This is a genomic window from Leisingera sp. JC11 (genome assembly GCF_040704725.1).
In the GTDB taxonomy this organism is placed as follows: Bacteria; Pseudomonadota; Alphaproteobacteria; order Rhodobacterales; family Rhodobacteraceae; genus Leisingera.
Map to the genome: position 1 here is coordinate 1 of NZ_JBFCVS010000032.1, position 21,232 is coordinate 21,232.

The 21,232-nt window shown below is 66.4% G+C and carries 18 protein-coding genes; 2 read left to right on the plus strand and 16 right to left on the minus strand.

Annotated elements, in window-relative coordinates; all coding sequences use genetic code 11:
• Positions 1-433: 433 nt before the first annotated feature.
• Together AB1A62_RS20740 and AB1A62_RS20745 are read right to left on the minus strand one after the other, a co-directional pair.
• Complete coding sequence (locus AB1A62_RS20740; RefSeq protein WP_366663364.1) at positions 434-1,123, minus strand: 6-hydroxymethylpterin diphosphokinase MptE-like protein; 690 nt, start codon at positions 1,121-1,123, stop codon at positions 434-436.
• 17 nt (positions 1,124-1,140) lie between these two features.
• Complete coding sequence (locus AB1A62_RS20745) at positions 1,141-2,577, minus strand: mannose-1-phosphate guanylyltransferase/mannose-6-phosphate isomerase (protein WP_366663365.1); 1,437 nt, start codon at positions 2,575-2,577, stop codon at positions 1,141-1,143.
• A 146-nt stretch (positions 2,578-2,723) separates the two neighbouring features.
• Between AB1A62_RS20745 and AB1A62_RS20750 the strand changes: the two genes are divergently transcribed.
• Together AB1A62_RS20750 and AB1A62_RS20755 are read left to right on the plus strand one after the other, a co-directional pair.
• Complete coding sequence (locus AB1A62_RS20750) at positions 2,724-3,701, plus strand: Gfo/Idh/MocA family oxidoreductase (RefSeq protein WP_366663366.1); 978 nt, start codon at positions 2,724-2,726, stop codon at positions 3,699-3,701.
• Positions 3,702-3,709: 8 nt separating this feature from the next.
• A complete protein-coding gene (locus AB1A62_RS20755) occupies positions 3,710-4,579 on the plus strand; it encodes an SMP-30/gluconolactonase/LRE family protein (protein ID WP_366663367.1) in 870 nt (289 codons plus the stop codon).
• Positions 4,580-4,879: 300 nt separating this feature from the next.
• On the opposite strand, the gene AB1A62_RS20760 is transcribed toward AB1A62_RS20755, so the two are convergent.
• From AB1A62_RS20760 to glf, 14 genes are all read right to left on the minus strand, one after another.
• Positions 4,880-5,989, minus strand: a complete 1,110-nt coding sequence (locus AB1A62_RS20760) for an IS110 family transposase (protein ID WP_366663368.1) — start codon at positions 5,987-5,989, stop codon at positions 4,880-4,882.
• A 137-nt stretch (positions 5,990-6,126) separates the two neighbouring features.
• Positions 6,127-7,101 (minus strand): GDP-L-fucose synthase, encoded by a 975-nt coding sequence (locus AB1A62_RS20765; protein WP_366663369.1) that lies wholly within the window; start codon positions 7,099-7,101, stop codon positions 6,127-6,129.
• A 20-nt stretch (positions 7,102-7,121) separates the two neighbouring features.
• Positions 7,122-7,856 (minus strand): sulfotransferase domain-containing protein, encoded by a 735-nt coding sequence (locus AB1A62_RS20770; protein WP_366663370.1) that lies wholly within the window; start codon positions 7,854-7,856, stop codon positions 7,122-7,124.
• A 182-nt stretch (positions 7,857-8,038) separates the two neighbouring features.
• Complete coding sequence (locus AB1A62_RS20775) at positions 8,039-8,878, minus strand: WcbI family polysaccharide biosynthesis putative acetyltransferase (RefSeq protein WP_366663371.1); 840 nt, start codon at positions 8,876-8,878, stop codon at positions 8,039-8,041.
• Positions 8,875-9,633, minus strand: coding sequence for a sulfotransferase domain-containing protein (locus AB1A62_RS20780; protein WP_366663372.1), 759 nt, complete (start codon positions 9,631-9,633; stop codon positions 8,875-8,877). The genes AB1A62_RS20775 and AB1A62_RS20780 overlap by 4 nt, the downstream gene beginning before the upstream one ends.
• Positions 9,634-9,750: 117 nt before the next feature.
• On the minus strand, positions 9,751-10,869 hold the full coding sequence (gmd, locus tag AB1A62_RS20785; protein WP_366663373.1) for a GDP-mannose 4,6-dehydratase: 1,119 nt from the start codon (positions 10,867-10,869) through the stop codon (positions 9,751-9,753).
• Positions 10,870-11,072: 203 nt separating this feature from the next.
• Positions 11,073-14,636: a hypothetical protein gene (locus tag AB1A62_RS20790; protein WP_366663374.1), complete on the minus strand. Its 3,564-nt coding sequence runs from the start codon at positions 14,634-14,636 to the stop codon at positions 11,073-11,075.
• The gene (locus AB1A62_RS20795) at positions 14,636-15,583 is read right to left on the minus strand and encodes an NAD(P)-dependent oxidoreductase (protein ID WP_366663375.1); all 948 of its coding nucleotides are present in this window, start codon (positions 15,581-15,583) and stop codon (positions 14,636-14,638) included. Before AB1A62_RS20795 ends, AB1A62_RS20790 begins: the two co-directional genes overlap by 1 nt.
• Entirely contained in the window at positions 15,583-16,251 is a 669-nt protein-coding gene (locus AB1A62_RS20800; protein ID WP_366663376.1) for an acylneuraminate cytidylyltransferase family protein, read from the minus strand. Before AB1A62_RS20800 ends, AB1A62_RS20795 begins: the two co-directional genes overlap by 1 nt.
• Entirely contained in the window at positions 16,220-17,188 is a 969-nt protein-coding gene (locus AB1A62_RS20805; protein WP_366663377.1) for a glycosyltransferase, read from the minus strand. Before AB1A62_RS20805 ends, AB1A62_RS20800 begins: the two co-directional genes overlap by 32 nt.
• Positions 17,189-17,336: 148 nt before the next feature.
• Positions 17,337-18,365: a glycosyltransferase family 10 gene (locus tag AB1A62_RS20810; RefSeq protein WP_366663378.1), complete on the minus strand. Its 1,029-nt coding sequence runs from the start codon at positions 18,363-18,365 to the stop codon at positions 17,337-17,339.
• A 64-nt stretch (positions 18,366-18,429) separates the two neighbouring features.
• A complete protein-coding gene (locus AB1A62_RS20815; protein ID WP_366663379.1) occupies positions 18,430-19,449 on the minus strand; it encodes a glycosyltransferase family A protein in 1,020 nt (339 codons plus the stop codon).
• The gene (locus AB1A62_RS20820) at positions 19,446-19,979 is read right to left on the minus strand and encodes a hypothetical protein (protein WP_366663380.1); all 534 of its coding nucleotides are present in this window, start codon (positions 19,977-19,979) and stop codon (positions 19,446-19,448) included. The genes AB1A62_RS20815 and AB1A62_RS20820 overlap by 4 nt, the downstream gene beginning before the upstream one ends.
• Positions 19,980-20,037: 58 nt before the next feature.
• Positions 20,038-21,210 carry a UDP-galactopyranose mutase gene (gene glf / locus AB1A62_RS20825; protein ID WP_366663381.1) on the minus strand — a complete coding sequence of 391 codons (1,173 nt, stop codon included), beginning with the start codon at positions 21,208-21,210 and terminating at the stop codon, positions 20,038-20,040.
• Positions 21,211-21,232 lie beyond the last annotated feature (22 nt).

Genomic DNA, 21,232 nt, shown 5'->3' on the forward strand with positions numbered 1-21,232 from the left:
CTTTGCGTTCAGCATATCTTCGATTGTGCGCCGTTCACGCAAATCCAGCTCCGTATGGGCCATCTTCCATTCTCCTTGCTTTCCAGCAAGATAGGGAATTTGTCGCAACCCAGTTTAGAATGTGCCCAGTGTACAGAAAATTTTCTGGTAATCCGTATTATGTAATTATTAGGCGGGCTACGCACTCTGACGCCTCCCCCTGCGCGCGCCCGACAGCCGACGTGCAGCCGCTCTCAGAACAGGAAATCATCTGCGTCCAGTTGGCCGGGAAACAGGTCCTCCAGGAAAATCTGCCCGCTGCCAGTGCCCGGAACGGACGCTTGTGGAACTGGTCGGCAAGCTGCACCTGCACAAATACCAACCCGCGGCAGGGGACTGGATCCGGATGTGCGCGGTCACGCCGGAGCTGGAGAAATGGCTGATGCGCTGAGGCTCAGCCCAGCCCGAACAGCTTGCGGTAGTCCGCCTTGGGAAAGATATCGCAGGCGCCGTCCACGGTGGCATCAATGATCCGGCGGCCTTCCTCTTCGAAGATCCGCCGCGCCACCCGGTAGGAGACCTCGGATTCCGCCAGATTCGGCGCATCCCATTTCTGGCCGCGGAAATAATCGGCGCTGAAGTGATTGGGGTCGCCGCCCTGCATCTGCAGTTCCTGGTTGGGGCGGCCGGTATATTCGAAACGGTGGTCCATGCCGATCACCACCACTTCGGAAAACCCCATGTAACGGATGATCTGGAACGCCGCATGGGTCACCGTATGGCCGCCGCGCACACCCTCGGTGATGTCCCGGTAGAACCGCTCCGGCAGCCCGATAGTGCGGATGTGAAAGGTCAGCGCATCCGCGGGCACCACATCGGCGCAGCTTTCGCAGAGAAACTTCACGCAACTCATCTGCCGGTAGGCTTCCGCCGACTGGCGGATCACCTTGTCGTTCACTGCCGTTAGGTAACGCGGATAAAACCCGAACTTCTCCAGACCGAGGTAGATCTTGTTCAGCCCGAACACGATTTCATCGCGCAGAAAGCCCAAGTCCATCCGGTTCAGCGACGGGCCGTTGCAGACCAGCACGCAGCGTTCGCCGCGGTGCAGGTCCTTGAACATCGTCAGCAAAGAGGCGCTCACAGCGGTACAGTCCCGTCTCAGCCCTTGGCGCCCTGGCCGCGGGCATAGATGTCCTCATAGCGGATGATGTCGTCCTCGCCGAGATAGCTGCCGGTCTGCACCTCAATCAGCACCATCGGCACCTTGCCCGGGTTTTCCATCCGATGCACCGCGCCCAGCGGGATATAGACCGACTGGTTTTCGGTCACCAGCTTCACCTCGTCGTCCACCGTCACCTTGGCGGTCCCCTCGACCACGATCCAATGCTCGGAGCGGTGGTGGTGGCTCTGCAGGCTCAGCGCCGCGCCGGGATGCACATGGATGCGCTTGACCTGAAATCGGTCACCCACCGCCAAGCTCTCGAACCAGCCCCAGGGGCGGTGGTCCTTGGGAAACTCGGTGGCCTGCCTGGCGCCTTTTTCCTTCAGCGCCGCCACCGCCTGTTTGACGTCCTGGGCCCGGTCCGCCGCCGCCACCAGAACCGCATCGTGCATCGCCACGGTGATAATGTCCTTGAGCCCGATGCCAACCACCTCAAGCCCTTCGTCCTCGGAGCGCAGCAGGGTGTTTTCGCAGTCAATGGCAGTGGCATTGGCCGAGGCCACAACCCCGGCCGCATCCGGACCCGTCTCGCGCCAGACCGCGTCCCAGCCGCCCAGGTCAGACCAGCCCGCGGCAAAGGGCACCACCGTCAGATTGGCCGCCCGCTCCATCACCGCATAGTCGATGGAAATATCCGCAGCCGCCTCCCAAGCCTCCGGGTCCAGCCGCAGGAAGCCGAGGTCCGGCTGCCCCTGCGCCACCGCCTGCTCCACCGGGGCCATCAACTCCGGCGCATGAGTCCGGAAGGCCTCCAGAATGGTTTGCACTGAAAATAGGAAAATACCCGCGTTCCACAGGTACCGGCCCGAGGCCAGCATCGCTTCGGCGGTCTGTGCATCGGGTTTTTCGACAAACCGCCTGAGCCCGAGCGGCCTCGGCGCAAAATCGCCCGGGCTGCCGTCTAGCTCCAGGTAGCCGTAACCGGTCTCTGCCCGGTCCGGCTTGATGCCGAAGGTGACCAGCTGTCCCGCCCGCGCCGCGTCCTCGCCGGCCGCCACCGCTGCGCGGAAGGCCGCCGCATCGGGCACCACATGATCCGACGGCGCCACCAGCATCAGCGCATCCGGATCGCTTTTCTGCAGCCACAGCGCTGCCGCCAGCACCGCCGGCGCGGTATTGCGCCCGGCGGGCTCGATCAGGATGGCGCCGGGATCAATGCCCGCGCCCGCCAGCTGCTCGGTCACGATGAAGCGGAAATCCGAATTGGTCAGCACTAGCGGCGGCGCATAGCCCGGACCGGACAGCCGCTCAGCCGAAGCCTGAAACAGCGTCGTCTCCCCCGCCAGCGGCACAAACTGCTTAGGATAGCTTTTGCGCGACAGCGGCCACAGCCGGGTGCCGGAGCCACCGCACAGAAGAATGGGGGTAATCATGCGCTGCATTTCCTTTTGCCGAACCTGTGCCGGTTTTGCACATGGCGGCCGGAATTTGGCAACCCCGCAAACCGTCCGCAGCCGCGGCACCGGCACAGATGTGCCTTGCGGGCAGCGGTAAAGCTTTTTAGACCCGTTTCAAAGGCATGAGGGCGCTCCCGCAGGACGGGGCGGATGGGGGTAAAGTGGATCACGGCACGACACCAATCGCGCTGGCCGGGCTTGGCAAGATCGCCCTGGACCAGCATGTGCCGTCGCTGGAGCGCAGCGGCGCCTTCACCTTGGCCGCCACCCTCAGCCTCAATGCCCGCCTGGCGGATGTGCCCGCCTTCACCAGTTGGGACGCGCTGCAGGCAGAGGGGCCGGCGCTTGCCGCCATTGCGCTCTGCACCCCGCCGCAGGTGCGCATGGATCTGGCCCGCCAGGCGCTGGTGGCGGGGCTGGATGTGCTGCTAGAAAAACCGCCTGCCGCCACCGTGAACGAGATCCTGGCGCTCAAGGCCGAGGCGGCGCGCCGCGGCCGGGTGCTGTTTGCCAGCTGGCATTCCCGCTTTGCCGCCGGCGTGCCCGCCGCCCGGGCCTGGCTGGCCGGCCGGGCCGTGCGCAACGTCGCCGTCACCTGGCGCGAGGATGTGCGCCAGTGGCATCCGGGCCAGACCTGGCTGTGGCAGCCCGGCGGGCTGGGGGTGTTCGACCCCGGCATCAACGCGCTGTCGATCCTGACCGAAATCCTGCCCTGCCCGCTGCATCTCACCGCCGCGGAGCTGGAGGTGCCGGAAAACTGCGCCACCCCGATCGCCGCCCGGCTGTCGCTGGCAGGCCCCGGCGGGCTGGAGGGCAGCGCAGATTTCGACTTCCGCCAAACCGGGCCGCAGACTTGGTCGATCACGGTGGAGACCGATGCCGGCCATCTGGCGCTGCACGAGGGCGGCGCCCGGCTGCTGCTGGACGAGCAGGAGCAAGCGCCGGACCCGGATGCGGGCAGCGAGTATGACGCGCTTTACCGCCATTTCGCCGCCCGGCTGCAGCGCCGCCAGAGCGATGTGGACATCCGGCCGCTGACGCTGGTTGCCGATGCTTTCCTGCTGGGCCGCCAGACCCGCACCGATGCCTTTCACGACTGAGGCCCGCCATGACTGACCAGCCCCGCCCTGCCCTCTTTGATGCCCGCCGATGCACCTTGGGCGAGGGGCCGCTGTGGCATCCCGGCCGCGGCCAGCTGTTCTGGTTCGACATCATCACCCGGAAGCTAATGACCCTGGAGGATGGCGCCGCGCGGGACTGGGACTTTCCCGGCCCGGTCTCGGCCGCGGGCTGGCTCGGCCGGGACAGCCTGCTGATCGCCTCTGATACGGCGCTGCTGCGGTTCGATCTCAACAGCGGCACAAGCGAGGACATCCTGCCGCTGGAGGCGGAGAACCCGATCACCCGCTCCAATGACGGGCGCGCCGACCCCTGGGGCGGCTTCTGGATCGGCACCATGGGCAAGGCGCTGGAGCCTGAGGCCGGCGCCATCTACCGCTATTTCCGCGGCGAGCTGCGCCGGATCTACGGCAAGATCACCATTCCCAATGCGATCTGCTTTTCCCCCGATGGCAGCTGGCTTTATTTCACCGACACGCCCAAGCAGCAGATCTGGCGCCAGGCGCTGCGCGATGCCGACGGCTGGCCTGCCGCGCGGGAGCCGGAGCTGTTCCTGGATCTGCGCGCAGAGGGCCTCAACCCGGACGGCGCTGTCGCGGACAGCGAGGGCGGCTTGTGGAATGCGCAATGGGGGGCGTCGCGGGTGGCGCGCTACCTGCCGGATGGGCGGTTTGACCGGGCGGTGCCCTTTGCCGCCAGCCAGATCTCCTGCCCGGCCTTCGGCGGTGCCGGTCTGGCGACTCTGTTTGTCACCTCCGCCACCGAGGGGCTGGCAGAGGGCGCTGAAGCGGCCGCCGGGCAGACCTTCGCCGCGGATGCAGGCATCCGCGGCCAGGCCGAGCATCAGGTGATCCTGTAAGCGCCCGCCCTGCTCTCATGATCGTTGTCAACCCCTTGTTTCATAGCCGCTTCTTCCGGCGGGCCGGTCAGGGCGTGATGTGGATGCGCAGGGTAGGAGACGGAACTGAGACGACGGTTGAGCAAGCTCTCATGCGCGGGTTGGTTACCGCATGACCGTGGTTTCGTCCTGGGGCTGCCTTGTTCTAAGGATCGGGCATCGACAGTGTCGGCCCATAACAGGGCACAAGGGTTCCCCACCGCGTTCCGTCCCCAACCCTGCGCACCGGAAAGGGTCGAGGCGTTGTTGCTCGTGGTCTCCTCAGGCTTTGGCGGGTGAGACGGTGCGAGCGATCGCCCAGATGAAGCCGACCATCTCGCGCGCGATCGCCGTGATGACCACCACTTTGGCTTTTCCGGCCGCAATCAGATGCCGATAGCGGTGGCACATCCTGAGCTGTCCTTTCCAGGCGATGTCGCGGACGGCTTGCGGCAGCGTCTCCAGCCGGGCAAGGAGCTTCGGGCTGACGCGCGCCTGCATCCGGTAACTCCAGGCGCCCTCGATCAGCGCACGCCGGGCAAGTCCGCTGCCTGCTTTCGTGATCCCGCCTCGCCGCACGCTGCCCCCGCTGGAATGCTCCGATGGCGTCAGCCCCAGATAAGCCATCAGTTGCCGCGGATTATCGAAACGTTGGAAGTCTCCGACCTCGGCCACCACCGTCACTGCAACGATGAAGCCGACACCACGCATCGCCTGAATCGCATCAACGACCGGCGCGAGGCTCCAGGTCGGCAAAAGGTCTGTGATTTGCCGCGTCAGGCGCTCGACCCGCGCTTCGGCATCCGCGACGGCATCGATGTAATCCTGAAGGACGATCTGTTGCGCTGGATGTGTGAAGCCCACTGTCGCAAGCCAGCGCCGGTATGCCCCCGTCCAGCCCTTCTTGCCGGGATAGATCCGGCTGTGGCGCAACAGAAAGCCCTGAAGGTGCTGACGCGCCTTGCCTGCCACCCGCATCGCGGTCGCGCGGGCACGCACCAGATCGCGCATCGCCTCGTGCGCCGCATCCGGCACCCAGACCGCCGTAAGCTCTCCAGCTCGATGCAGCTTCGCCAGCATCACTGCATCGCGACGGTCGGTCTTCACCCGGTCGCCCGCTTTCACCGGGATCAGCGATGGCGCCACCACGATGCAGTCATGCCCCATCTCGACAAGCTGGCGATAGAGGCCATAGCCGCAGGGGCCTGCTTCATAGCAGAAATGCAGCCGTGCCCCCTTGGCCGTCAGCTTTTCGACCAGTTTGCGGACCTGATCAGGGCGGTGCGGCACCTTCCCTAGGTGGCGGACTTCTCCGCCCCGTACACCCTCTGCAATTGCAACTGAGATTGTCGCCTTGTGGACATCCAGACCGATGAACGTGCTATCCTGCATGTGGTCTCTCCCCCATTCTTGAGGCACGGCACCCGCCAACCGGGTGCAACCCTCGAACGGAGAATGCCGCGGGAGAGGCCGCTAACCCAGTCTGTTCAGAAACCGATCATGGGGTCTAAGCGGCCGGCCGGCGCGCCTTACTTGGCGCGCAGGTTGTCCAGACCCTGCGACAGGAACCAGTCATAGGTGCCGCGCACCCCGTCCTCGAGGCTGATCCCAGCCTGCCAGCCGAGCCGTTTCAGGCGGGAGACATCCATCAGCTTGCGCGGGGTGCCGTCCGGTTTCGACGGGTCGGTCTGGATCTCCCCCTTGAAGCCGGTCACCTCTGCCACCAGCTGCGCTAGCTCCAGGATCGAGACATCCTCGCCGCAGCCCACGTTGATGTGCGACAGCATCGGATCGGTCTCGCGCTGGTAGGTTTCCGCGTCCAGATCCATCACGAACAGCGAGGCCGCCGCCATGTCGTCCACATGCAGGAACTCGCGTCGCGGCGTGCCCGAGCCCCAGATGGTGACCGAGGCTGCCCCCGCCTCTGCCGCCTCGTGGAAGCGGCGGATCAGCGCCGGCAGCACATGCGAGTTCTCCGGGTGGAAATTGTCGCCCGGCCCGTAGAGGTTGGTCGGCATCACCGAGCGGTAATCGACCCCGTACTGGCGGTTGTAGCTCTCGCACAGCTTGATGCCGGCGATCTTGGCCACCGCATAGGGCTCGTTGGTGGGCTCCAGCACGCCGGTCAGCAGCGCGTCCTCCGCCATCGGCTGCGCGGCCAGCTTGGGATAGATGCAGGAGGAGCCGAGCTGCAGCAGCTTCCGGACCCCCGCCTCATAGGCGGCGTGGATCACATTGCACTCGATCATCAGGTTTTCATAGATGAACTGCGCCGGGTAGGAATTGTTGGCGACGATGCCGCCCACCTTGGCCGCCGCCAGGATCACCTGATCGGGTTTCTCCGCCTGGAAAAAGCCGCGCACCGCCGCCTGGTCGGTCAGGTCCAGCTCGGCGCTGGTGCGGGTGATCAGCTCCAGCGCCTCCCCCGCCGCCTGCCGCGCCTCGAGCCGACGCAGGATGGCGCCGCCAACCATGCCGCGGTGGCCTGCTACATAGATCCGCATACCGCTGTCCTCCCTGCTGCTCAAAGACAGCTCTGCACGCCGCTTTCGGCAACCGCCTCGGCCAGCCGCTTGCGGGTGCGCTTGAACTCATTGCGGATGGCGACCGGCAGGGTCCGCTCGACCCGGTCGGCATAGCCCTGATGCACCTCTTCCGTGCCCGCGGCCGCCGCCAGCGGCGCCGTGCTGCCCCGCGCCACCGCCTTCAGATGCGCGGCCACCTCGCCGATGCCCTGGGCCATCCGCTCCTGCGAGACCACCACCAGGCGGCTGAGCGGCACAATCTCCAGCATGTTCTTGAAATGCAGATCATAGCGCAGGCGGCGCTTGGCAAAACGCTCGTAGTAGTCGGGAATCGAGCACTCCGCATAGAAGTCCCGCTCCAGATAGGCGAAATGGCCGGTGTCCTTCTCCGAGCGGGCAATCGACCGGTGCATCTTGTGCCAGGACACCAGCGACCGGGCCGGGTCGCGCACGCAGAGCACCAGGATGCTGTCCGGGTTGACTGCGGTCAGATACTGCAGCGCCTCCTTGTTGTAGGCATAGGCCGTGTATTTATGCGCCAGCACCCTGCCCTCGGCAATCGTGGCCGGCCGGATCTCCTTGATCACCGGCCAGGGCACCTCCATGGTCAGGCTCGGCGCCCGCAGGGTGATCACTTCCGGATCGTCTTCAAAGGTTCTCATCAGCGCCGTCGTTCCGCATTTGGGGAACCCGGTCACAACAATTTCTGGCATCGCCACGTCATTCATCTCCATACTGCCGGCGGCCGTTTGTCGGCACCGCCCTCCAATACCTGTCCCGGCCCGGGAAGCGGCTTCCGTCCCGGCAAACCGCCCGTGATATTCCGCAGGCCCCGTCCCGGCGGGCGCCCCCTGCCCCGATGGCCTGCACTGCGGATTTCCATGTCAAATTCCTGTCGATGGTGTTCTGGAGCCGCTCAATAGATCAGTTTCTCCCGCGGAACGCCGTCATAAATCCGGTAGCTGGCTTCAGCAAAATCCCGGATCGACAAAGGCGGCAGCTTCGAGCTTCGCGACGGGACATAGAGGCTGGAGCGGTAGGGCAGCGAAAACTTTTCCGCGATCCAGTCATAGACCGGCCAGACGCCATGGCGGATCAGCATATCGGGCAGCGCGGGTTTGCCGGCGTCCCCCTTGGGCGCCTTGGCGCCGAAGAGATGCTGCAGAATAGCCTGTGCATAGCGCTCCAGCAGCCGCTGGCTGGGATGGTTGAAGACATAGAGACTGTTGCGGGTCTTGATCTCTTCCAGCAGTTGGGCGGCAAAGGGCACATCCACATCGGCCTCGCGCCGCTCGAACTCTGCCATGTTCTCCTTCCATCTGCGGGCGGGCTGCATCTCGCCGCCTTCGGCGACGGTTCTGGCGCAGTCCTCCACGCTCAGCCCCGCCAGGTAGGCATCGACGATGATCCGGCTGTGGTAATTCGACAGCGGGCTGGTGACCCGCGCGCCCATCGGCCCGACATAGGTGCAATCCGGCATGGTGCCTTCGAAATGGATGTTGTGGATCGTCACCAGCTGCTGGGCCGGGCGCAGCGCCTGCCGCAGTTCCCGGGTGGTGAGAACGCCGTATTTCGGGGCGTTCAGCGGCTGGCTGATCAGAATGTCATACCCGGAAACCTTCCCGGCCGCGGCCTCGAAATCCGCCGCCGCCATGCGCCAGACTTCGTAGGTATCCACCGAGGCGCCGGGGCAAAGCTGCGCCAGGATGCGCCCCAGCGGGGTAACCTGGCAGTTTCCGATGACCGCAAGCTTCATGACAGGCCGAGATCCGTCTGCTCCAGATAGGCGGTCAGTTCGGGGTTGAAATCGGCAATCTTCCGTTTCACCCCGGCAAAGCCAAGCTTCTGCGCCTGATCCAGGATCATCTGCGACTGCTCCGGGGTCAGGTCGTCGCCGAAGCTGAAGGCCCGCCCCTTGCGGAAGAACTGCCCCGCTCCGGTCTTGGGCTTGTTCCGGAACAGGTTCTGCTCCAGCGTGGCCTGAAAGGATGCCTGGCTGACCGGGAAGCCGCAGAAATCGAACAGGGCCCGGGCCGCCGTTTCATACTGATCCAGCAGATACTCGTAGGAGGTCACGTAGTAGGTATCCGCTGAGATGTAGCTGGAGTTGATCCAGTAGGAATGGTAGTGCACGTTTTCCGCCACCATGTTTTCCATGCGTTCCCGCAGGAAGTCGCTGATGCTGCCGGGATAGCCGAAGGTGCGCTTGTCATGGTGGAACCGCGACACGATCACATCCCGGATGTCACGGACGATATTGACGACCTTGATGCCGGGCTGCTGCAGCAAGTAGCTGTTGTCCCGCGCCCAATGCTGCTTGGAGACAAAGACCTCGGGCCTTGCGCCCAGGCTCCGTGCCGCATCCGCCACGCTAGCCTGCGTCACCGATGCGTTTTTCCAGCCCTTCTGCTGAAACTCAGGCGGGGTGGTCGAGGTCTCCTCCAGCTGCGACAGCAGCTGGTAAATCCACGTGCTGCCGCTTTTCAGCGCCCCGTTGGCAACAATCCACATTCATTCTACTCCGCTTTATTTTCCCCGTGCCCGATGGCGCGGCCGGCGGCGCACAACCGCCTAGGGCGGTTGTGCCGCCTCCCTGTGGCGGGGCGGACCTCTCCGCCCCAGCTCTCCTCAGCCTTCGACGCTGACCGGCACCGCCATGCCGTGCTCTTTCAGCAGCGCGTGGCGGCGGGCGGTCTTCAGGTCCTCGGCCACCATCTCGGCGCACATCTGCTGCGTGGTGATCTCCGGCACCCAGCCCAGCTTCTCCTTGGCCTTGGCAGGGTCGCCCAGCAGCGTCTCCACCTCCGCCGGGCGGAAATAGCGCGGGTCGATCCGCATCACCACATCGCCGGGCTTCAGCGCCGGCGCCTTGCCGCCCTCGACCGCCGCCACGGTGGCAATCTCCTCCACGCCGCTGCCGGAGAACTCCAGATGCACGCCCAGCTCGGCGGCGGACCAGGCGATGAACTGGCGCACCGAATACTGCTTGCCGGTGGCGATCACGAAATCCTCCGCCTGATCCTGCTGCAGCATCATCCACTGCATCCGCACGTAATCCCTGGCATGGCCCCAGTCGCGCAGCGCGTCGATGTTGCCCATGTAGAGGCAGGGCTCCAGCCCTTGCGCGATATTGGCCAGGCCGCGGGTGATCTTGCGGGTCACGAAGGTCTCGCCGCGGCGCGGGCTCTCGTGGTTGAACAGGATGCCGTTGCAGGCATACATGCCATAGGCCTCGCGGTAGTTGACCGTGATCCAGTAGGAATAGAGCTTGGCCACCGCATAGGGCGAGCGCGGGTAGAACGGCGTGGTCTCGCGCTGCGGCGTCTCCTGCACCAGGCCGTAAAGCTCGGAAGTGGACGCCTGGTAGAAGCGGGTTTTCTTCTCAAGACCCAGGAAACGGATCGCCTCCAAGAGCCGCAGGGTGCCCATGGCATCCACATCGGCGGTGTATTCCGGGCTCTCGAAGGACACCGCCACATGGCTCTGGGCGCCGAGGTTATAGACCTCGTCGGGCTGCACGTCCTGGATGATCCGGGTCAGGTTCGAGCTGTCGGTCAGATCGCCGTAATGCAGCTTGAAATGGGCGTTGTCCACATGCGGGTCCTGGTAGATGTGATCGACCCGCTGGGTGTTGAACGACGAGGCCCGGCGCTTGATCCCGTGCACCTCATAGCCCTTCTCCAGCAGAAACTCCGCCAGATAAGAACCGTCCTGGCCCGTGACGCCGGTGATGAGAGCCTTTTTCATTACAATTCCTGTCCTGTCTGCCAAAGGTGCCTCCGCCCGTGCTTAGGGCAGATGCACCGGAAAGAGAAGCAGAGAGTCGCCCCTGCCGGCAGGGGCTGGTTTCTGCCTGCGGGGCGCCCTTTGCCCCCCTCTGGCAAGGCGGTCTGCACCGCCTTGCGGAGTTTTCTGCCGCGGGGGCCGTTCAGGCCGGCCCGCCGCGGGCCTCAGCCATTGCCGGCGCCCCCGTCGGGCGTGCGCAGCACCCGGCGCGCCTCGCGCAGGGGCTTGGTGACCCGCCAGGATTTCGACCGGTAGACATGTTCCAGCTCGCCGCGGGCCTGCTCCAGCTCCGCGGTGCGGGCCGCCAGCTGGCGGTAATAGGATTCCGCCACCGCCTGCAGCTGCTTCAGCTGCTCCTCCAGCAAGCCGCGCTGCTGATCGCCGTCCGAAAGCTGCACCGCCAGCTCACTGCGCTGCCGGCACAGCCGCTGCCCGGCTGCGGCCACAGCTTCGAGACTGACCGCCGGCCCGGCCGCAGCCGCCTCCGGCAGCCGGCTGCACGCCTGCAGTTCCTCCAGCAGCTGGGCTGCCTCCGGCTGCGACTGCAGCAGCAGCCCGGCCATGGCATAGAAGGCCGGATCCGGATCCGGCACTGCCGTCAGCGGCGCCAGGCTGCCGCGGCCGCTGGGGAGGATCTCCTGCAGCCCGGGCGGTTCTTCGCCCTGCGCCGCCGCCCAGGGCCGCCGCGGCAGCAGCATCACCCGGCCATCGGCCGCGCGGAACGCCGCCAGGCAGGCCTGCGCCTCGGCCATCCAGAGCACCAGCCAGCCCTGCCAGTCCGCCCCCGAAGCCAGGGCCTGCGCCACCACCTCTTCCGGGCTGTCGTAAACCGCCGCCCCGCGGCCGCCGGCGCGCACGAGCGCGGCAAAACCCGCCGCCTCCTCCAGCACCTGCACCTCGCCGGACCCTTCCGCCGCTGCCGCGGCCCAGGCCCGCGGCCCGGCCGGCCGCGGGCAGACACCCGCCACATCTGCCGCCAGGCCGTTTGCCAGCCCGGCCAGGGAATGGCGCTCTTCCGCCACCCAGCGCCCGGCGGCGCTCAGGCGGCGGCGGTGCTCCGGATCCATCAGCCGCTGCAGCGCCTGCTTCAACTGGGCCGCATCCGGCGCCGCCGCGATCTCGGCCGCGCCGGTGCTCTCCGCATAGGACACCGTGGCCACATCGCGCGGGCCATGCACCAGCAGCGCCGCGCCGGAGGCCAGGCATTCCGGCAGCTTGTTGGCCATGCTGTAGCGCACGTAGCGTTTCGACGCCTCATCGAAGTTGTAGGCGATCAGCAGCGCATCCGCCTCGCAGACCCAGGCCGCATAATCCTGCGGACTGCGCGTCTTCGCCGTCAGAGCCACCCCCTCAAGGCCGTCGAACAGATGCCCGCTCTGCTTTTTCCACCAGGGCTGGGTATTGATCTCGAGCCGGATATCCGCGCCCTCCGCCGCCAGCTCCGAGACCGCCCGGGCCACCCGCTGCACCGCGTCTGCGTTCATGTCCGGCGCCAGGCCGCCGGCATACCGCAAGAGCAGCCCGCCGCCGCCATGCAGGCGCGGCTGCCAGGCGGCCGGGTCGATGCCGTTGGCATAGGCCTTGAACGGCACCCCGTAGCGCGCCTCGAAGGCCTCCGACATCGCATCACAGATCGACAGCCGCAGCGCCGACTGCGCCAGCAGCTGCCGCAGGTCGCCGTCCATCTGCGCAAAGCGCTCCGGCTCCTCCGCCGCCAGCCGGGCGGGCCAGTCATCCATGATCCAGGTCACCAGCGGCAGGTTCCGCTCCGCGATCTCCTGCATGGCAAACTCATGCAGGGCCGGGCGGTTCGCCAGCGGCCGGTAGAGGATCACCTCCGGTGCGAAGGCATCGATCTCCGCGCGGATCCGCTGCAGCGGCAGCTCCAGCTGCGCATAGCTGCCATCGCCACTGCGGCGCACCAGGCTGAAGCGGTCCGCCCCCGGGCTGGCCACCTGCAGAATCCGGCCGGGCTGCCAGCCGCGCAGCAGGTTCGACTTGATCTGGCCGGTGGCGCTGCTGCTGCCCATCGCCGTCATGTCGATCACCAGGAGCCGCGGCAGCACGGTCTCCGCCGCCGCCGCGACGGCCGCCGACGTCCGCTGCTGGGCGGTGCGGTTGTGCAGGATGAAGGCGCCGGGGAACCGCTCCAGGAAGCGGCTGCGGTAATCCGCCGGCAGATCCGCCAGATCGGCCTTGCCGGAGACATTCAGGATCGCCGGGCTTTCGCGGAACTTGCTGCCGTGGTCGCGCAGCACCGCCGCCACCTCCGGGTCGCTTTCGCCCTGTTCGGTGAACAGCTTCTCCAGGATGCAGTCATAGGCCAGGCGGCGGTCGGTTCCCGCCACCATCCGGCGGGTGCGCGGCTCCCAGAAAGTGTCCAGGAAGTCCTGGAACCCCGGGTCGCCTGCCGCATAGACCGCGTTTCCGTTCAGATGATTGGCAAAGGCCGGCGACAGGGTTTCGGTGCCGTGGTAGCGCGACCCCAGGATCCAGAACGGCTCTGCCGCCTCGATCTCCTGGCGCAGCGCCGCCAGCCAGCCCGGCTGCAGCGGCACGCAGTCGGTCTCCATCTGGAACACCGCATGGCCGAGGGTGCGGGCGCGGGCCATGGTCAGGAAGAACTGGTTGTTGGGCCCGGACTTGTAGCCCTCCTCGCCGACCTTCTTGGAATAGTCGCGCTCGTATTTATCCGCAGCGCCGCGCAGGCCCAGGTACTCAAAGGCAAGATGGGAGAAATAGCGCTGCATCCCGGTCTCGGCGAAACAGGCCCGGATTTCCGCCTCCTGCGGGCGGCAGTCCTCGTTGTTGAACATGAGGACCAGGGCGCAGCGGTTGTCGCCGTCCCCCGGCAGCAGTGGGGCATGCGCCGGATCGGCCCAGATCCGGAAGTTCTCCAGCACCGCGCCGGTCTCAAAGCCGGTGGCCGGTACCACCACCGCCGCCAGCTTGTGCGGGATCAGCAGGCCGCCGATCTCCGCCAGTTCAAAGACCTTTTCATCCTCCAAGAGCGACGCCGGGTTGGTGTTGACCACCTCGGTCTGCTGCCCGTTGAGCCGGAAATCCTCGCGCACCAGCCGGAACGACTGGATGTGCAGCTCATTGCCATGCACGTCGGGGTTGGGAATGTTGTACTTGTCGCCCGCCTGCTGGTAGCCGGCAAAGAAGTAATTGGGGTTTTCCTTCGGGGTTTCCTTCATCACCAGGCCGACCCCCTCGGTCGCTTCCGCCTCGGGCAGGATCTCGACGTATTTCAGGTCGATGCCCATCAGCGCCAGCTTGCTGTGGCCCATCCAGGCGCAGAACCGGGTGGCAAAGGCGCCGGTGGTCACCTTGGTGGTGTCCTGGGTCTTGAAGGCGGGGTGCTCCGTCAGGTCCGGCCAGCCCTGTTTCTGGCCGCGGCGGCGGTACCAGTGCGGCAGCACCTGGTCCAGCGAATGGAACGCCGGATCGCGGATGCAGTCCGGGTGCAGGTCGAAGAAGGTGCCATGCACAAAGAACTTGCGGATCCGCCCCTCTTTCCACAGCCGGTAGATCTCGCCGTGATGCGAGAGGATCATCTGATCGTCCAGGCAGGCATAGTAATCCGGATACCAGCCGATCTCATCCCAGTAGCGGTAGGCTGCATTCATGCCCAGCGAGGCGGTGCCCGCCAGCCGGGTCAGGTCGAACCCCTTGAGCGACGGCCCGTTGCCCAGGACGACGCAAAGCCCGTTCGTCTGCGCCATCAGCCGTTCTCCCCGGGCGCGGCCAGGAAACCGGCCAGCTTGTCAATCGCCTCATGGCTGGCGCGGATCACCGCATCCACCGTGTTGGAGCCGTTGTGGGAGCCGAAGATGCAGCGGTCCATGCCGCGCAGGGGGCTGTCCGCCGGCAGCGGCTCGTCCTCGAACACATCCAGCGCCGCGGAATGCACATGGCCCGCCTGCAGCGCCGCCACCAGCGCCGGCTCGTCGATCAGCGGCCCGCGCGCCACATTGACGATGCGGATGCCCGGCTTCGCCTGCTCCAGCACCGCGCCGTTCAGCATGTGGCGGTTATGGTCGTTCAGCGAGCAGGTGAAGACCAGGAAGTCGAGATCTTCCACCCCGGCAGGCCAGACGGCCCGCTCGAGGCCCGCGATGCCGGCATCGCCCCCGACACCCGGATCATAGGCCGTCACCTGCATCCCCAGGGCCTGCAGGCGGGTGACCGTGTTGCGGCCGATATCGCCGAGGCCGACAACGCCGGCGCGCTTGCCGGCCAGGCTGATGCCCGCGGGCTTGGCCCAGCCGCCCGCCCGCACCGAGCGGTCGATCAGGAACAGTTCGCGCGCCAGCCCGATGACAAAGGCGGTGGCCACATCCGCCACCTCGGCGCCGAACATCAGCGGCGTGTTGATGACCGGGATGCCCAGATCCCTGCAGGCGGCAAAATCGACATTGTCGACGCCGATGCCCCATTTCACCGCCGCCTGCAGCCGCCCGGCCTGGCCCGCCGCAAACACCGCCCGGGTGGCCGGGTCGTCGCCGATGATCCAGCCGTCATACTGCGGCAGCAGCGCTTCCAGCTCCGCCTCGCTCAGGGTCTGGGTGACCTTGGCGGGATGCAGCTTCAATCCGCGCCCGGCGGCATAGTCCCTGAACAGGTCGATCTGGCCCAGCATCGGTGGGCAGGTGACAAGAACGTCTTTCATTATTCGGCAGCCTCGGAAAAAGGGTATTTGATGGCGGCAACGGCACAGGCCAGGTCCCAGTCGTCCGGGGTGTCGATATCGACACTCTCCAAAGCCGGGGTTTCATGCATCACCGGCGCCTTGCCGATGCGGGCACCGGTGGCGGCAAAGCTTTCGCGGGAGAACAGGTAAAGGCAGGAGTTCTCCTCGTACCAGGGCTCCAGGTCCTGGGTCTGCACCAGGTTGTCCGGGTCATGGTTCACCGGGCTGCCGTCTTCGCGGTAGAAGCGGGTCTGGATTCTGTTCACCGTGAACAGGCTGTCGGCGGTGCCCGCCGCGGTCCGCTCCCGGTAGCGCGCCAGCGCCGCGGTCATGGTGGCGGAGGACAGCATCGGGTTGGTGGTATGGGTCATCAGATAGGTGCCCGCCTCCACCGCGGCGATGTCGTCGGCCAGGATCAGGTTCATCGACACGGTGTCGCCGACAAGCTCCGGCTTGCGGTCGCGGATGGTCACCCGCGGCCCGTCCGTCAGGCCGTTTTCCGCCAGGATATGGCGGGCGTCGGTATTGATCACCACCTCGTCGATCTCTTCCACCGCCAGAAGGCTGTCGAGGATCCAGCGGAACAGCGGCTTGCCGTGCAGCACACGGAAGTTCTTACCTTTCACCCGCTGGCTGTTGGCCTTCATAGGGAGCAGGGCGACGGTGCGGTTTGAGCCAGGCATTATCGGCATCACTTTCATTGACGGAAGGGTAGAAGAAGCGCTCTTTGCGGCTTTGCGACAGGCGGCGGTGGCCGTGGTTGCCTGCATAAGAGCCGGTGTACTGGGCGATCCGGTAGCGCAGGATATTGCGCCAGTGCCCGCGCAGATTGTGGTTCTTGCGGGCGCTGCGCAGATCCATCCAGACGCTGGTCAGGATATAGCGGATCATGTCGAGCCGACTGATCTGCACCTCGGGCATGATGGTCTGCAGGGCCAGCGCCTCGCGCTCGAACCGGCGCCGCACCGAGGCCCAGCTTTCATTGTGGTGGTGGAACACCGGCGCCTCGGCGACATAGCCGACCTTCCCGCCTGCCGCCACGATCTGCTTGGCCAGCGCCATATCCTCCAGCCCGGTCAGCTCCTCGTCGAACCGGTGGCGGGCCCAGGCCGCGCGCGCGATCGCGGAATTGGCATTGTTGCAGAAGAACCCGTCCTGCGGAACGGCGCTGGTCTCGGGAAAATACTTGGCGAAGATCCGGCGCTCCGAGAAATAGCTGTCGTCATCGCCGACCTGGCGGCCGTAGGTGTAATCGGCCCGGCCCTCGATGAGGGGTTGGCACAGGCGCTGCAGCCAATGCTCATCCACCGGAATGCAATGGCCGGAGATGAAGACCAGGATCTCGCCGCGGGCGAAATCGCAGCCCCGGTTCAGCGAGCGCCCGAAGGAAAACTCCTCCTTGGCGATGGTGGTGATGCGGCAGCCATGGTGCCGGGCGATCTCCACCGTGCCATCCGTCGAGCCGGAATCGATCAGCACCACCTCATGCTGCAGATCCGCCGCCTGCTGCCGGGCGATCATCGTCAAAAGGTCATCCAGATATGATGCTTCGTTCAATGTCCTGATGACAATACTGGCAAGCATGCCCGTCCTCGTTGAGATGCGCGGCCATTCTTTCCGGAACGCCCCGGGAGAACCTGGCAGCCGCTGACAAAAACCCAAGCTTTCCGTATTGGGTTTCCCGCCGCAAAGCAACCGGGCGCCCGGAAAAGAGGGACCTGCCGCACACTGCCTATAATTGCAGAATCTTGTGCAGCTCTGCGAGGACATCCCGCCGCAGCCGCTCCCGTTCGGCCACTAACACGCCGGTATCATTGAACAGCTCCGCCAGGCGCTGCTGCCCCTCCCGCCAAGCGGCCAGGAAACCGGCATCCGCAAACGGCGCCCCGAGGCTGTCTGCGGCAGCGGCGGCATCCTGCCCATGCAGATTGAGCCAGGCCTCGGGCGGCACCCCGAACTCATGAATCCGGTGGCCGGCAGCAGCCCAGTACAGCGGCCGCGATCCGCAGGCCATCGCATCAAAGAACTTCTCGGTCACGTAATCGGGGTGGTGGGTGTTCTCGATCGCCGCCAGGCTGCTAGCATGGCCGTCTAGCCGCACCAGCTTGTCCAGATGCCAGTCCGGCAGCGCCTGGCGCCGCGGCATCCCCGGCTGCCAGCTACGCCCCAGCCGCTCCGCCCGCGGGCCGCAGGCTTCGGCCAGCCGGGTGCGCCAGGCGCACAGGCCGGTGATGCCCGCGGCCTCCCAGCACACGTCATGGCGGCGCTCGGGGCGACGTTCGAACATGAACACGGTCTCCGCCCGGCAGGCGGCAAAATGCGCCCGCCACTCCGCTTCGCTGCGCGCGGCATTGCGGCTGAAGCGCCAGCGGTAGGCATTGGCGAAACGGTGGCTGGTCAGCAGGTAGTAGGGGATCCGGCGGAACCGGAAGATGCGGCTGGTGCTGTGATTGAGCTGCACCGCCGGCAGCGCCCCCCAGGAGGTCTCCAGCCAGATCTCCCGGGCCAGCGGCTGCCCGGTCCAGATGGTGTCCCAGAACGGCTCCTCCGACAGCAGCACCACCGGCCGCCGCCGCTGCCGCCAGTCGCGCACCAGCGCCTCCGGCGCCGCCTCCACATCCAGGCTGTGGGCGAACAGGTAGAGATCCGCCTGTTCCGGGCGGTCCACCGTCTCTACCGCGCCGGCGAACAGCGGCGCCAGCGCCGGGTAGCTCAGCGGCGACCGGTGCGCGTGGCGGCCGGTTTTGAAGATCCGGATCACCGCAGCCGCACCCGCTCAGACAGCTCGCGCAGACGGCCCTGCACCGGCACCTCCAACTCCCGCATCAGCTCTGTCCCCTTCCCGTTCCCTGTGCCATCAGCAGCGTCACCCGCAGGGCCAGCACCGGATCCTCCCGGCTCAGCCAGCCCGACAGCCCGTCCCGCCCCAACTCGCGGCCCAGGAACCCGGCCGCCAGGCGGTCGAACTCCGCCTGCAGCCCGGTTTCGATCTGCCCCCGCACCCAATCGATCAGCCCGCAGGCGAACCGCAGCAGCGCCAGCATCAGCACGCTGGCAGTGCCGTGGCGGGCCCGCACCGCCGCCGCGGCCTCCGCCAGCGCCTCGAACACCCGCAGCCGCTCCGCCGAGCGCCGGTTGGTCAGCCGCCCGCCGCCCTCCCGCACCGCATGCACCGCCGCGGCCCGGTCCGAGGCCAGGATCCGGCCGGCGCAGGCAAAGCTCTGCCAATGGGCGGCAATGTCATTATGCACCGGCAGCTCCGAGAACCGCACCCCGTGTTCGCGCAGGAAAGCGGTCCGGTAGATCTTGTTCCAGGGGTAATTGGCGGTTTCCGCCAGCCGCGCCGCCGCCAGCCCGGAGACCATCTGCAGCCCGCCCGCGGCACAGCCCGCCATCCGCCACAGGAGGTCATCCACCGGCATCTGCCCCAATCTGCCCTGCGCCAGCGCCCGGCTGTCGTAATGCCGGAACAGGCAGAAATCGAAGTCCTCCCCGTCCAGCTCCTGCCACAGCGGCGGCAGGTCTGCGGTGAACAGGTCATCGGAATCGAAAAACACCAGATGGCTGCAGCCCACCGCCGCCAGCGCCCGGTTGCGCGCCTGCCCGGCGCCGCCCTGCACCCGGCTGCGCAGCACCGTGGTGCACCCCAGCAGGCTGAGCGGCACATGCCAGCGCCGCACCCGCCGGTCCGAGGCGTCATCGGCAATCACCACCTGGGAAAAACAGCCCATCTCCGCCGCCTGGCGCAGCAGCGCCGCCAGCCCCCGCGCATCATTGCGGACCGGGATCACCAGCGCCAACGACCGCGCCGCCCCGGCGCCCTGCTGCCCCCGCGGCGCCGTCATACCAGGAAGACGCGCCAATCGGTCAGGGTCAGCTCAAACGCCTCGGGCGGCAGGAACAGGATCAGCTCGCGCCAGGGCGCCTGCAGCGGCAGCTGCGGCCCGCCGGTCAGCATCAGCGCATCCGCAAAGCTGCTTTCCTCGGGCCGCAGCAGCATATGCTTGCTGAAAAAGCAGTCGCTGAAGCCCTCGCTGGTGCCAGAGCGCACGCAGCCCCGCAGCAGCTGCATCTGCGGCGCCATCCCGCACAGCACGAACCCCAGCGCGCCCCAGCCCCGCAGATCGCGGGCCTCCAGCTTCAGATGCAGCCCGCACCATTCCCCCTGCCCGCCCGGCTGCGCCGACAGCTCCAGGATCCGCCCCCGCGGCGAGGCATAACGCCCGCACAGCTGCAGCGCCGGATCCGCCCGCAGATCAATGCCGCGGCCGAAATTCACATGGCTGGCCAGCTTGCCGTCCCGGGTGCCCGCGCGCAGCTTCGAGAGCGCCTGGTTCGCCGGACCTGCAGGGCCTGAGGCAATGGTGTCAGTCATGTCGGCCCGCCCTCTGTCAGCTGGGGAATACGCTGGGTTTTCCCTGCTTCCTACACGCCTAAAGCGGTGAGGTGAAGAAGGCGGGCACCGGCGCCCCGGCCTCCAGGCAGGCGGCAAAGCCGCGCGCGGCGTCCAGCGCCTCGCGGATGGTCACATCCATGTCGAGATAGCGGTAGGTGGCGAGACGGCCCGCAAAGGTGACGCCGCGGGTCTCCTCCGCCAGCGCCACATAGGCCGCCAGCAGCTCCTTCTCCTTCACCTGGCGGATCGGGTAGTAGGGGATGTCACCGGGCTCCGCCAGGCGCGAGAACTCGCGGTAGAGGACCGAGCCCTCGTGCTCTTCCCAGGGCGCGAAATGCTTGTGCTCGGTGATCCTTGTATAGGGCACCTCTTCCTCGCCGTAGTTCATCACCGCGCAGCCCTGGTAATCGCCCTGATGGGTGAACCGCTCGAAATCCAGGGTCCGGTAGCCCAGCCGCCCCAGCTCATAGCCGAAGTAGCCGTCGAGCGGCCCGGAGTAGAACACATGGTCAAAGCCCTCTCCCATCTCCGGGGTGAATTCAGTCTCTAACCGGAGCGAAATGCCCGGGTGATCGAGGATCCTGGCGATCATCGCGGTATAGCCGTCCTCCGGCATGCCCTGGAATTTGTGGAAGAAGTAATTGTCGTCGTAGTTGAAGCGCACCGGCAGCCGCTTCAGGATCGAGGCAGGCAGCTCAGAGGGGTGCATGCCCCACTGCTTGATGGTGTAGCCCTTGAAAAACGCCTCATAGAGATCCTTGCCGACAAAGCGCAGCGCCTGCTCCTCGAAGGTCTCCGGGTTTTCGATCGAGGTGTCGGCCTGTTCCTGCGTGATGAAATCATGCGCCTCCTCCGGGCGCATCGTCTTGCGGAAGAACTGGTTGATGGTGTGCAGGTTGACCGGCAGCGAGAAGACTTCCTGCTCGCCCGACAGCCCGCGGGTGGTGGATTTCACCCGGTTCTTGTAGGGCCTGAAAGTCCCGAATCGGTTCACATAGTCCCAGACCTCGGCGTCGTCGGTGTGGAAGATATGCGGCCCGTAGACATGCAGCATGACGCCGGTCTCCGCATCGCGCTCAGTATGGCAGTTGCCGCCGATGTGGCCGCGGCTGTCGATCACGGTGATTTGGTGGCCCGCCTCGGCCAGATGCCGCCCGATCACAGCGCCGGAGAGGCCTGCGCCCACCATCAGAAATCTGCCTGCAGCCATGTTGTGCCCCTTCCTCGCCTGC